Here is a 12,243-nt window from a genome sequence, read left to right as displayed (position 1 = left end):
TTACACCGGCAATGGTGCGCACAATGAGCTCACCGCCGGCCAGCAGGTGCAGGATCAGTTCACGGTGACAAGCCAGGACGGCACCGCGACCGGCACCGTGACGGTGACGATCACCGGCACCAACGACAACGCGACCGTGAGCTCGGACTCCAAGTCCGTGACCGAGGGCGATACCGCCGACGCGCTCAATACCAGCGGCCAGCTCACCATCACCGATCCGGACACCGGCGAGGCCCACGTCGTGGCGCAATCGAACGTCCACGGCACCTACGGCGACTTCACGATCGATGCCAACGGCGCCTGGAGCTACGTCGGCAATGGCGCCCACAACGAGCTCACCGCGGGCCAGCAGGTGCAGGACCAGTTCACGGTGACCAGCCAGGACGGCACTGCCACCGGGACCGTGACGGTGACGATCACCGGGACCAATGATGCGGCGTCGGTCTCGTCGGACTCGAAGTCCGTCACCGAGGGCGACACCGCAGCCGCGCTCAACACCTCGGGCCAGCTCACCATCACCGATCCGGACGCTGGCCAGGCCCATCTCGTCGCGCAGAGTAACGTCCACGGGACCTACGGCGACTTCACGATCGATGCCAATGGCGCCTGGAGCTACACCGGCAACGGCGCCCATAATGAGCTCACCGCCGGCCAGCAGGTGCAGGACCAGTTCACGGTAGTGAGCCAGGACGGCACGGCGAGCGGCACCGTCACGGTGACGATCACCGGCACAAATGATGCGCCGCTCGCCGTGAATGACACCGGTGCCGCGACCGAGAAAGGCGGCACGGCCAACGGATCGGGCGGCATCAACGGCAGTGGCAATCTGCTGACCAATGATACCGATGTCGACAGCGGCAGCCTGACGGTCAGTGCGATCCGCACCGGCGGCACTGAGGGGGCCGGCACGGCCGGCACTTTGGGCGTCGGCCTGGTGGGCGAGCACGGCACGCTGACACTCAATGCCAACGGCAGCTACACGTACGTGGTCAACGAGAACGACGCAACCGTGCAGGCGCTCAATGTCGGCCAGACGACGACCGACACCTTCAACTACACCGTGACTGACGGCAGCCTGACCGACACGGCGGTGCTAACCGTTACCATCAGCGGCGCCAACGACGCGCCGGTCAACACCGTTCCGGGGCAGCAGACCGTAGGAAACGGTACCGGCGGCGGCTCGACAGCAACTTTCACGCTGAGAGTCAGTGATGTCGACAACGGCATCGAGACTGTTTCACTCTCGCTGGGCAATTCCCCGCAATCGTCGACCGGCATTTTAACACTCTCCACGACATCAGGCCTTACATTCAGTTCCGGTGCCAACGGCACGAAGGTCATGACGTTCTCCGGCTCGATCTCGGACATCAATGCGGCCTTGGCTAGCGTGACGTTTAGTGGTGGGTCAAACAACACCACGCGGACGTTGACAATGACAACGACCGACGCAGGAGGCCTCGCCGACACTGACACCGTCACGATCGTGAAAGGGAGCGGTGCCAATGCCCTTGCGCCCGCCGGTATCGCCGGCGAGGCTATCAATCTGGCTCTGGTCGATCCGTCAGATGATCCAAACGATGTCATCACCGTCACGATCAGCGGGGTGCCCTTAGGCTGGAGTCTTAGTAACGCTACGAATAACGGCGATGGCACCTGGACTGCTCAGACAAATGATGTGCAGTCGATGACAATCACTTCGGCGCTAGATTTCGCGGGTGCGGTGATGCTGAACGTCACGCAAACCTGGACGAACGCCGATGGCACTACGGGAACGGCAACCGTGGCCGACAATGTCGAAGCCTATGCGCAGGGATCGCCGATCTTTGCTGTGTCGGGCGACGATCATCTGACGGCTTCGAGTGGGAACGACCTGCTGGTGTTCTCGCAGCCGATCGGTCACGACGTAGTTTATAACTTCGACGCGATGCACGACCAAATCGATCTGATCGATTACGCCAACTTCACCTCGTTCGCCGACATCCAGGCACATACTGTGAGCGACACCAACGGCAACGCCGTGATCGAGTTGGGAGAAGGCCAATCGATCACTTTGCAAGGTCTCGATCCGACGTCGCTCACATCGAGCAATTTCGTGTTCGATCAAACCCCCGTTACGGAAAATTCCGGCAGCCTGGTGATAAGCGACGGCGCGTTGCTTCCGTTGAGCGGCACCATCGACAACACGGGTACAATTGAGTTGAACTCGACCGGAAACGGGACAAACCTCGAGCTGATCGAACACGGCATCACACTCCAGGGTCATGGGCAGGTCGTGCTGTCCGACAGCGATCAGAACCTGATCACCGGAACGACCTCAGACGTCACGCTGACGAATGTGGACAACACGATCGCCGGCGCGGGCCACCTCGGGGACGGGATGATGGGACTGGTCAACAAAGGCCTGATTGTCGCCACCGGCATCAATGTGCTCGATATCGATACCGGGACGAACACCATCGTCAATTCCGGAACGCTTGAAGCGACTGGGAGCGGCGGGATGGTCATCGACAGCAACCTTGATAATTCTGGGCTGCTGTGGGCGCATGGAGCCAACATCACCCTCAATGGCAGCGTCACTGGCGGCGGCACCGCCTTGATGGATGGAGTAGCCACGCTCGAATTCGGAGCCGCCTCATCGACCAAGATAACGCTTGATGCCGGAGCCACCGGGACAATCGTGCTCCACGACTCCTTCGACTTTAGCGGGGTCGTGTCCGGATTTGACGGCAATGACCACCTCGATCTCCTCGATGTGGCATTCGGAGTCGGCACGACCGCGAGTTATGTCGCAAATCAGGCCGGCACTGGAGGAACCCTGTCGGTGACTGACGGAGTTCATACCGCCGACATTGCCCTGTTGGGCCAGTACGATGCCGCGGGCTTCCAGACGGAGGCAGACAAGAACACGGGAACGCTTATCAGCTATCACAACTATCTGGTCTGACGCGTTGCGACGAGATGGGCCGGGCGAATGTTGCGGTCCGGTGGGCCTGCCGAACATTCGTCTGTATCCCGGCTGCCCGCGACCGTGATGATCCCGACCGTTCCACGAACCGCGCTCAAGCATATCGTCGGGCCGCTCGCCATGTCGTTCAATCAATGGTTCTGGCAGAAATGACGCGTCCGGGCGAGTGATGGAAGAGGCATCATCAGCCGCGCCGACCGGAGCGGGGGACCAACGCCTCACTCTGGTCTGGACGCGGCGGAGGTCCGTGAGGGAGGCAGTCGCCCACGACCCGACCACGCCTGGTCCATATGCGCCCCCTTAACCGCTGACGATGGCCGCCCGCCCGTTCACCTCCGCGGAAGGGTGCCAGGATCAGTTCGCTGCTACAGGAAATTCTGCAGAGGAGAACCCGCGCAAAACGCCGCCGCCGCAACATAGGAAATGACGAAAAAGCCGATGAATTCAAGCGTGTCGCGGTGGCCAGACGCCAAACAGGGCTAGCGAGAATTGGTAAGCGTCGATTTCTCAGACACCTCTCAAGGTTCGTAACCACAATCTGCTCTCGCTCTCGATGTGCAATTGAGGAGGATCTAAATGGCAGAGGAAAATCGATGATGGCTCGGAGCAAAAGCTACATAGCGACTTGAATCAGCAACACTATTGCGACGCGGCATGGGCATCCCGCGGGGCGTGTGGCGACTGGCGCGCAGAGTCCAAAGCCGAGCGTTTCTCTTGGGACATCCAAAGCGTCTTCGGGTTTTCCGCTGCCAGTGCGCCAAAGCCAGCACCCGATCTTGCGCGGACTGCCGCACCGGCAACCGCTACGTTCAACTGCTAACGCTTCAGTTTGGAACCTCCGCTGGTCAGGCCATTGCTGTGGCCGCCGGAGCTGCGATGACCTTCGGACTTGGCGGCAGTGACACGATCACTGGAACGTCAGCTGCTGACGCTATTGCAGGTGGAGCGGGTAACGACTCAATCGTGGGCTTCGTGGGCGCCGACACCATCAACGGCGGCGCCGGGGCGGATAGCATCGTCCTGTCGGCCACGTCCACTGATCTAAACACAGCTGCCGATGCCCAAATCATCAATGTTGAGGCGATCAACGCATCGTCAGCCGCCGCTGGCGTGATCATCGACCTGCACAGCCAAAGCGAAGGATTTACCATCACCGGCAGTGCATCGGATGACACCATCTCGGGCGGGGCTGGAGCTGACCGCATCACCGCCGGCGGCGGCAACGACAGGATTATCGGCTTTATCGGGGCCGATACCGTCAATGGCGGCGCGGGCACAGACACCATCGTCCTGTCTGCGACGTCCACCGATCTTAATACCGCAACCAACGCCCAGATCACCAATGTCGAAGCGGTCTCGGCGGCTTCGGCAGGCGCAGGGGTAACGATCGATCTGCACAATCAGAGCGAAGGGTTCACCGTCACCGGCAGCGCGTTCGCCGACCTCATCACGGGCGGCGGGGGAGCCGACACGCTGATTGGCGGGCTGGGCGATGATACTTACGTCGTCGCCAACACCGGTGATGTGGTCGTCGAGAACGCAGGCGAGGGCACCGACAGCGTGCAGGCATCAGTCACCTACACGCTCCCGACCAATGTCGAGAACCTTACGCTGACCGGTACCTCCAACATCAACGGGACCGGCAACGTGCTCGACAACGTCATCATCGGAAATGCTGGCAACAACATTCTGGCCGGCCTGGGCGGCGCGGATTCGCTCGACGGCGGTCAGGGCACTGACACGGCGACCTATGCCGCCTCAGCGGCTGGCGTCAACGTTAGCCTGGCGACAGGGCACGGTACCGGTGGCGATGCTCAAGGCGATACCTTGGTCAATATCGAGAACCTGACCGGCTCCCAATTCGACGACATATTGGAGGGCAACTCCGGCGACAACGTGCTGGCGGGCAGTTCCGGCATCGACACGGTCAGCTACGAGCACGCGACCGCCGGGGTGACGGTCAGCCTTGCCGTGACCACGGCACAGAACACGGTCGGGGCCGGTACGGACACGCTGACTGGGTTCGAGAATTTGACTGGCTCGGCGTTCAATGACGCGCTGACCGGCAACAACGCCGCCATGTGTTGGCGGGCGGCGCTGGCAACGACGTGCTGAATGGCGCGGGTGGGGCGGATACGCTCGACGGCGGAGCCGGCGCAGATAGGCTCACCAGCGGTGCCGGCAATGACTCATTCAAATTCAATTTCGGTGAGGCGAACGGCGACGTCGTGACCGACTTTACCGGAGCCGGCGCGAATGTCGGCGATCATTTGGACTTCTACGGCTATGGCACGCTCGCCACTGGCGCGACGATACAGCAGGTCGGAACAACTGATTTCTACCAAATTACTCCTGACGCCGCTCATGGCGGTGCCGCGGCGGCAGAAACGATCGAAATTCTGAACGTATTTAACCTCAACACGAGCGCGGGATCGAACGACTTTATCCTGCACTGACAAAAGACGGCCAAGTTCGGCCAAAGGGTCGGAGGCGGCAGGCCTGGCGAGCTGTTGGGCCCCCGACCTGCGTCCAGTTCTCGACTGATGTCGCGTGGATCTCCTGATCCAGTCGGCTTTTGTCGCAAATATGGGAGACTCGCATGAAATTCATCGTTGCTTGGACTGTACCTCAAGGCATCTTCAATGCGGCTGTCGCACGCTTCCTGGAAACCGGTGGCGCACCGCCCGACGGCGTCAAGATGTTGGGGCGTTGGCATGGCATGAACGGTCAGGGATTTGCGATCTCCGAATCGAGTGATCCAAAGGCCATGTATCGTTGGGTCGCGCAATGGGCCGACCTACTCCCGCTGACCGTCACGCCTTGCCTGGAGGACGGGGACGCGGGCGAGGTGATGGCGTCGCTACCCAAGCGTTGACCTTCAATCTGTTCAGCCGCTGTCGGCTTCAATCCTGGCGCCGGCTCTGCTCGGCTGTTGGCCGGGCGGAAAATACGCCTGCCACCGAGTGGTCTTGCCATTGCCACCGGCTCCTAGCCGCAGGATTGGGGTCAACAGCCGGGGGGCGCGAACCAAGGGTCTTCTGCTCCAGAACTAGCTAGGAGCCTGCTGCCCACACCCATGGTGCGCAGCACAGAAGCTAAAAAACCATTTGCCGGACCGGCAGGGATCCGACCGCCGCCTGCAGAGAAAAGCGGGAATACTCATGCCGCAATTGCCGCAGTGGTACTCTGATCTTCGATCGGCTGGAGCGAGGCGCGCGGTTTGCGTGCAGATCGCGATGGCGGCGAAGCATCTCACCGCCGTGACTGCCATGGTTCGCAAGCTATCCATCCCCGTCGCGATCGTGGCGTCCCCAATAGCCCGGCTCCCCTCGTCTAGCCGGTGCCAAGCCGACCAAGCGAGCAAAATCACAGTTCGGGGACGACGCGATATGTTTGAGCGTTGTCATCACCGGCCAACGGCTCGACGTCAGCCCCCAAACGACGGCACAAGCAACCGCAAAAGCAACGATTGCGGCCGCTGCTCTTATGCCCCAGCGTCGCTTCCGTGCGGTATCGGCGCGCCATGACCGTAGTATCAAGCTGCGCCGGGCCACAAAAACAGTGACGGCAATCGTTGCCGTCGCGGTAGCCGTTGCGCTCGTCGGGGGCTTTGGATTGAGCCCTTGGCCGGTCACGACAACGCTCAGACATATCGCGTCCGCTCCCAACTGTGATTTTGCCCGCTTGGTGGGCTTGGCACCGGCGCGATCGGGGGAGCCCGGCTATTGGAAGCATCACGACCGGGATCGGGATGGAGTTGCTTGCGAACCTTGGCCGCCAAGGCGGGGAGCTGCTTTGCGGCCCTAGCTGTGGGACCTGTGGCCCTCACCGCTTCCCCGACCCGACCATCACGTCGATGGCATCTCCGACTTTAAAGCGCTGCATTCTCGCAAGCACGATCACGAGAGGCAGTTCTAAGCTTCGACATTCTCGCGACAAGCGGCGATAACCCGATAACCTGCGCTCTTTGTCTCTGCACCTGCGCAAGACGAGCCTGGAGCGACTTCTGGCGCGCCGTTCTGATGGCATCACCGTGGCGCGGTTCGAGCGCGGCGGATATTGGCCCCGATCCCTTCCGCGCGGCGTGCCGCATGGGGCTTGAGGGCCTTGTCTCGAAACATCGCGATCGGCCCTACCACGGCGGGCGGCAGAAGCACTGGACCTGCACGGCGAACACCGCTGCAAGCACGAAGCGGCTACGCCGCTCAGAACCGCGGGCACGTCCTCTGGACAGCTCAATTGTAACCTAATATCATATTTCAATGAGCGCATACAAGCGCAACCAGGTCGAAGACGCCATTGTGGCGCGGCTCGGCGCCAATGACCCGAAGTCAGAGGCGAACCTGCTGACGCGCGTGAAACGTTTATTAGACACTGACCGCGCGCTGGACGTGCGTCCCCAATCGGACAAGGCCGAACTGGCAAACTACGCTTTTTTTACCGGCGACGCACCGGGCAAAGGCGGCGAGATTCAGTTTTCCGAATACGAGAGCTTTGCCTTGCTGATCGGCTTGCAAATGCTCGATCACAAATGGCCGCAGAAGTTTGTTGTCGAATCGTTGCGGCGCATCAGGCCGGCGCTGGAACGCCAACATAAGAAGATCATGAGGCTCGATCCCGCCAAGCTGTTCGATCCGGATCAGATCCGGCTTCAGGCCCGGCCCGGAAATCCGGCCTTGCCGACCAAGTTACCCGTGTTTTTGCTGATCTGGTCTGACCAAAGGAGCGCGGAAGACCCCGCCCCAACCGTTGAGATTTTCGAGGACTATCATAAGGCGTTCAACCGCGGCCTTGAAAAGCCGGGCCGTTCCACCACCTGGCTCGAACTCACGAAATCAGCTCACGCATTGTCAGAACAGCTCGCCAAAGCGCGACCGCGCAAGCGAGGACGCAGCTGAACCAGACGACTAGAAGGAGAAGTACGATGCAGTCACGTTTAATTGAACCCCATATCGACGCTTCAAAACAATGCTGGCGCGACCGGTGCATGGGCCGGCGAAACTGCCGCGGCACTGAGGCGCGCAAGCGAGCGCGCAGCTGAATTAGCCGACAGAAGGAAAAGCACGATGCACGCAGGTCCAATTGAAACCTATATCGATGCTTCAATGCACTCGCGCGCGACCAAACATCCGCGCCGCCCGCCGAAGGTCACCAAAGGAGCCAACCATGACCGCATTATCGAAACACAACGAGGTCTTCACACAAGTGGGACCGGTCGAGCGTCTTGCCACCGAGGCAATTTCACTGCCTCGGCGATCGCTCCGCAAACACACCGATCGCCACAAGAAACAATACGCGAAATGTATCGAGACATTGGGCTTGATCAGCCCTGTTATCATCGATTCTGCAGGCGTGATCGTGGCCGGTTTGATCTGGTACCTTGGCGCGCTCCAGCTTGGCTTGCGCGACCTCCCCGTCATCCGGGCCACGCATCTCACTCCCGAAAAACTCGAACTCTACCGGATTGCTGAGCAGCGGCTCGGCGAGCTAGCCCCTTGGGACGACCGCGCGGTCGCCGAAACCTTCAAGGAGCTCTCTCAGCTCGACCTTGGGTTCAGTCTCGAGGTCACGGGCTTCTCGCAAGGAGAAATCGATTTTCGAATCGAGAACCTCGAATCTCTGCAGGTTGAGCCGTCTCCTGACCCAGCCGACATCGTTCCCGCGGTTGTCCCGACCAAGGTTTCGGCTGTCAACGACCTCTGGCAAGCCGGACAACATCGGATACTGTGCCAAAGCGCGCTTCAGTCCGATTCATTCTCCGCCCTCATGGCCGGCCAACGCGCCCGGGCCGTGATTACGGATCCTCCATTCAACGTCCCCATTCAAGGGCACGTCTCGGGCAAAGGAGGCATTCGCCATCCCGAGTTTGCGATGGCGTCCGGCGAAATGTCCGGTAAGGAGTTTACCGCTTTCCTGAACGACTATCTGCGCCGTGCGACAGAGCACCTCTGCCAGGGCGCCCTCCTCTACATCTTCATGGACTGGCGTCATTCCGCCGAGATTCTTGCCGCCGCTACGGAAGTTGGACTCGAGCTCAAGAACATCTGCGCGTGGGTCAAATCGAACGCTGGCATGGGATCACTCTATCGCAGCCAGCACGAATTCGTCTTTGTCTTCAAGCACGGCAAAGTGCCCCACCGCAACAACGTAGAGCTTGGTCGACATGGTCGGTTCAGAACCAACGTATGGCAATATCCAGGATGTAATAGCTTCGAACGTAATGGCGAAGAAGGTAACCTGCTTGCCTTACACCCAACTGTGAAGCCGGTTCAGTTGCTTGCCGATGCAATCCTCGACTGCACGGAACGCAATGACATTGTTTTGGACAACTTCCTGGGCAGCGGTTCGACGTTGCTGGCTGCCGAAAGGGTCGGCCGGCGCCTCTATGCGACGGAGCTAGAGCCGCTTTACGTTGACGTCGCGATAAGGCGCTGGCAACGCCACACCGGCCAAAGGGCTGTTCACGTCCAAACCGGGCGCCTGTTCGACGAAATCGCCGCAGATCAGCACCGGGAGTGCGTGGAATGACCAAGCGCAAATCCGGAGACTATCAGGTTGGCTACGGAAAACCTCCGAAAGAGCGACGCTTCAAACCCGGCCAATCCGGCAATCCACGCGGTAGGCCGAAAAAATGTCTCACTTTGATCGATCTTTTTGCGCACGAATTGAAGCGGAAGCGAACCATTGTCGAAGACGGACAACGATTGCGCATTCGGGCGGACGAGATAGTGGTCAAGCGAATACTCGATCTCGCGCTCAAGGGCAATTTGAGAGCCTTGAGGATGACGATGGCACTGATCGAGCAAATTCGCGAAATCGAAAGTGCAAAGATCGTACGCGATTATGACGCGATGTCGATGGAGGAGATAAAGGCCGATTTCGCGCGACTGCGGGCTATGCCGTTTCCACATCGCACCCGAATCAAGAAGATCAAGCTATAACCTGGAGGTGAAGATCAAGCTGCGTGACTACCCAGGCTAGTTGCTCTGCAGTGCTGTCGAGGAGCTTTGCCGCAGCGCCGCAGCACCAAGGAGCGAAAGTGCAGAACGAAGCCAAGTAACCACGCGTCAACCTTGCTTGCTGAGCAATCGCAGCGCCCGCCTCTGTTGCACCAAAGCGGCTCGCTCGTAGCGCTCAAGCCCTTTCAGGCGTTTTAGGTCTGCCGGAAGCGGGCCGGCCAACAGCGCGGCCAACATCTGCTGCCGCAAGCTGCGGAGGCGCAGCAGTGCGAGCTTGGACCGAGCAAGCGCCATCGTCAAATCCGGCGCAACCTGATGCCCGAACCCCAACGCAATCGCGACGGCAAAATTCTCGGTCACGGCAGGATCGCCGCTCCGCGCCAGCCCATGGCGCAGCGCATTTTGGCTGGACCTCGCCTTTCCGCCCGCCGTTTTCGGCCCGGTGCTGCGCTTGGCGTTGCGGCGATTGGCTTCGATTTGTCGAATGGACGCCATGTCCGAGGCCTCGGCTTTTGCTCGTCGCGGCGCCCGAAAAAGTCACTCCAACGTCATGAAATATCAAGGCTTTTCGGCCAAAAAGAACAGCCAATTTGCTGCAGAAAGGACTGGCATTCCCGCGCAAAAGGAGCGTTACTGATCTGACCGGGCCTTGGGCCCTTGGCCCCGGTATCTCTCCTCGCAGCTGCGGGGCTTTTGGTGGTGCGGCGGCAAGCCGCGTTTGCCAAACCAAGGAGAGACCGGTGATCCCGATTTCAACCGACGGCGCCGAGGCGCCCCACTCCGTCATCACCTTCAACCCCCACAACCGACGCGCCTTTGTCGGCGGCTCGGACGCGCGCATCATCATGGGCGACGACCAGGACGAGCTCACTCGCCTGTGGCGGGAAAAGCGCGGCGAGCTCGCGCCGCAAGATTTGTCCCGCAACCTGGTCGTGCAGCTCGGCATTGCCACCGAAGAGCTCAACCGCAGCTGGTACCAGGGCGCCACCGGGCACGCGATCACCGACATCCAGAAGCGGGTGCGCCATCCCGTCCACTCCTGGATGGCGGCCACCTTGGACGGCATGGTCGCGCCGACCGGCGCCGTGTTCGAGGCCAAGTTCATGCTGCCCTGGGCCTTTACCGAAGAGGCGGCGGCCGACAAGCACATGGCGCAGCTGCAACACAACATGTGGGTGGTCGCGGCGCGCGCGGCCGTGCTCTCGATCATCACCGGCGGCGGCAAATGGGTCGAGATCACCGTGCATGCCGACCCGCTCTACCAGCACCTGCTGCTGACCGCGGAAAAGAAGTTTTGGCGCTGCGTGCAGAGCGGCGAGCCGCCGCTGCTGTTCGGAATCGAGACCCCGCGCCCGCGGCTCGCCGCGATCAAGGTGGTCGATATGACCGCCTCCAATCTCTGGGCCGAGTGCGCGGCGACCTATTTGCGCACCCGGGCGGCCCATGGTGAGCACGAGCTGGCCAAGACCGAGCTCAAGAAGCTGCTGCCCGAGGATGCCAAGGAAGCGTTTGGCCACGGCATTCGCGCCAAGCGTTCCAAAGCCGGCGCCATCAGTTTTGATCCGGTTGAGATGGAGAGCGTCCATGCACCAGGCCAGTGAGCGTATCGGGGCGATCGCAGCCGCCTTGGCCCGCGCGCAGGCCGAACTGACCAACCCGGAAAAAACGCTGACCGCTCAGATCCGCTCGCCGTTTCTGCGCGACGACGACCGCACCTTTCGTTACGCCTCGCTCGCGAGCGGCCTCGACATTGTGCGCAAGACCTTAAGCCAGCAAGAGATCGCCACCATCCAGACCACCCGGGTCGAGGCAACCACCGGGCACATCCACCTCACCACCCTGCTCGCCCATTCCTCCGGCGAGTGGATCTCCTCGGACTGGCCGGTCTGCGCGGCGAGGGACATCGAGGCGCCGCATCGGATGGGCGCGGCGCTCACCTACGCCCGACGCTACGCCCTGTTCGCGCTGGTCGGGATTGCCGGCGAGGATGATCTGGATGCCCCCGACGCCGTGGCCAGCCCGCCGGTGGCGGGGCCGCAGGCAACCGCGGGCGCGAAACCCAAACCCGCCAAGGGCGTGCTCAACCGCGCACCGGTGCTGGGGCCGCCGCAGTCCGCCGAGCTCCGCGAGCAGCTCTTGCGCCAGCTCGCATCCTTGACCACCAGCGAGGACCTGCTCGTCTGGGCCAAGGCCAGCCTGCCGCTCAAGAACACCCTGCTGGAGGACGATGCCCGGATCGTCGAGGCCGCCTATCAGACCAAGCTTGAGGACGCCGCGCGTCGGGCGGCAGCAGCGCCGCTCCCTGTTGCGGACGCCGAG

13 protein-coding genes are annotated in these 12,243 nt (G+C 61.3%); 11 read left to right on the top strand and 2 right to left on the bottom strand.

The window, feature by feature from the left end; genetic code table 11:
• The 4 genes from CWO91_RS39095 to CWO91_RS39080 form a co-directional block, all read left to right on the top strand.
• On the top strand, window positions 1-2,944 hold a 2,944-nt coding region (locus CWO91_RS39095), incomplete at its 5' end, for a beta strand repeat-containing protein (RefSeq protein ID WP_130220707.1).
• Window positions 2,945-3,841: 897 nt separating this feature from the next.
• The gene (locus CWO91_RS39090) at window positions 3,842-5,080 is read left to right on the top strand and encodes a calcium-binding protein (protein ID WP_165406020.1); all 1,239 of its coding nucleotides are present in this window, start codon (window positions 3,842-3,844) and stop codon (window positions 5,078-5,080) included.
• Complete coding sequence (locus CWO91_RS39085) at window positions 5,074-5,421, top strand: hypothetical protein (RefSeq protein ID WP_130220705.1); 348 nt, start codon at window positions 5,074-5,076, stop codon at window positions 5,419-5,421. Before CWO91_RS39090 ends, CWO91_RS39085 begins: the two co-directional genes overlap by 7 nt.
• Before the next feature lie 143 nt (window positions 5,422-5,564).
• Window positions 5,565-5,840 (top strand): DUF3303 domain-containing protein, encoded by a 276-nt coding sequence (locus CWO91_RS39080; RefSeq protein WP_130220704.1) that lies wholly within the window; start codon window positions 5,565-5,567, stop codon window positions 5,838-5,840.
• A gap of 406 nt (window positions 5,841-6,246) precedes the next feature.
• On the opposite strand, the gene CWO91_RS45335 is transcribed toward CWO91_RS39080, so the two are convergent.
• Window positions 6,247-6,372 (bottom strand): excalibur calcium-binding domain-containing protein, encoded by a 126-nt coding sequence (locus tag CWO91_RS45335; protein WP_349643612.1) that lies wholly within the window; start codon window positions 6,370-6,372, stop codon window positions 6,247-6,249.
• Between the two features lie 79 nt (window positions 6,373-6,451).
• Between CWO91_RS45335 and CWO91_RS39070 the strand changes: the two genes are divergently transcribed.
• The 4 genes from CWO91_RS39070 (at window position 6,452) to CWO91_RS39050 (ending at window position 9,906) form a co-directional block, all read left to right on the top strand.
• Complete coding sequence (locus tag CWO91_RS39070; protein ID WP_130220708.1) at window positions 6,452-6,772, top strand: excalibur calcium-binding domain-containing protein; 321 nt, start codon at window positions 6,452-6,454, stop codon at window positions 6,770-6,772.
• A gap of 455 nt (window positions 6,773-7,227) precedes the next feature.
• Complete coding sequence (locus tag CWO91_RS39060) at window positions 7,228-7,863, top strand: hypothetical protein (RefSeq protein WP_130220703.1); 636 nt, start codon at window positions 7,228-7,230, stop codon at window positions 7,861-7,863.
• A gap of 268 nt (window positions 7,864-8,131) precedes the next feature.
• Entirely contained in the window at window positions 8,132-9,493 is a 1,362-nt protein-coding gene (locus CWO91_RS39055; protein ID WP_165406019.1) for a DNA modification methylase, read from the top strand.
• On the top strand, window positions 9,490-9,906 hold the full coding sequence (locus CWO91_RS39050; protein ID WP_130220701.1) for a DUF5681 domain-containing protein: 417 nt from the start codon (window positions 9,490-9,492) through the stop codon (window positions 9,904-9,906). The genes CWO91_RS39055 and CWO91_RS39050 overlap by 4 nt, the downstream gene beginning before the upstream one ends.
• A gap of 126 nt (window positions 9,907-10,032) precedes the next feature.
• Here the strand turns inward: CWO91_RS39050 and CWO91_RS39045 are convergent, their stop codons facing one another.
• Complete coding sequence (locus CWO91_RS39045) at window positions 10,033-10,419, bottom strand: hypothetical protein (protein WP_130220700.1); 387 nt, start codon at window positions 10,417-10,419, stop codon at window positions 10,033-10,035.
• Here CWO91_RS39045 and CWO91_RS43500 point away from each other — a divergent pair.
• The 3 genes from CWO91_RS43500 to CWO91_RS39035 all read left to right on the top strand — a co-directional run.
• Window positions 10,418-10,561: a hypothetical protein gene (locus tag CWO91_RS43500; protein WP_165406018.1), complete on the top strand. Its 144-nt coding sequence runs from the start codon at window positions 10,418-10,420 to the stop codon at window positions 10,559-10,561. The two genes, CWO91_RS39045 and CWO91_RS43500, sit on opposite strands and share 2 nt — an antisense overlap.
• Before the next feature lie 112 nt (window positions 10,562-10,673).
• The gene (locus CWO91_RS39040; protein WP_433995606.1) at window positions 10,674-11,525 is read left to right on the top strand and encodes a YqaJ viral recombinase family protein; all 852 of its coding nucleotides are present in this window, start codon (window positions 10,674-10,676) and stop codon (window positions 11,523-11,525) included.
• The coding region (locus tag CWO91_RS39035; RefSeq protein WP_208753131.1) for an ERF family protein at window positions 11,509-12,243 on the top strand (735 nt) is incomplete at its 3' end. The genes CWO91_RS39040 and CWO91_RS39035, both read left to right, overlap by 17 nt.

It is taken from the genome of Bradyrhizobium genosp. SA-3, assembly GCF_004212635.1.
Lineage (GTDB): Bacteria > Pseudomonadota > Alphaproteobacteria > Rhizobiales > Xanthobacteraceae > Bradyrhizobium.
The sequence above is the reverse complement of the archived record's forward strand: the minus strand, read 5'-3'. Positions and strand labels throughout refer to the sequence as shown.

Excerpts from the sequence above, each read along its gene's own strand:
- CWO91_RS39090 (WP_165406020.1), top strand. The coding sequence starts at position 3,842 with ATGACCTTCGGACTTGGCGGCAGTGACACGATCACTGGAACGTCAGCT.
- CWO91_RS39080 (WP_130220704.1), top strand. The coding sequence starts at position 5,565 with ATGAAATTCATCGTTGCTTGGACTGTACCTCAAGGCATCTTCAATGCG.
- CWO91_RS45335 (WP_349643612.1), bottom strand. The coding sequence starts at position 6,372 with ATGACAACGCTCAAACATATCGCGTCGTCCCCGAACTGTGATTTTGCT.
- CWO91_RS39070 (WP_130220708.1), top strand. The coding sequence starts at position 6,452 with ATGCCCCAGCGTCGCTTCCGTGCGGTATCGGCGCGCCATGACCGTAGT.
- CWO91_RS39060 (WP_130220703.1), top strand. The coding sequence starts at position 7,228 with ATGAGCGCATACAAGCGCAACCAGGTCGAAGACGCCATTGTGGCGCGG.
- CWO91_RS39055 (WP_165406019.1), top strand. The coding sequence starts at position 8,132 with ATGACCGCATTATCGAAACACAACGAGGTCTTCACACAAGTGGGACCG.
- CWO91_RS39050 (WP_130220701.1), top strand. The coding sequence starts at position 9,490 with ATGACCAAGCGCAAATCCGGAGACTATCAGGTTGGCTACGGAAAACCT.
- CWO91_RS43500 (WP_165406018.1), top strand. The coding sequence starts at position 10,418 with ATGTCCGAGGCCTCGGCTTTTGCTCGTCGCGGCGCCCGAAAAAGTCAC.
- CWO91_RS39045 (WP_130220700.1), bottom strand. The coding sequence starts at position 10,419 with ATGGCGTCCATTCGACAAATCGAAGCCAATCGCCGCAACGCCAAGCGC.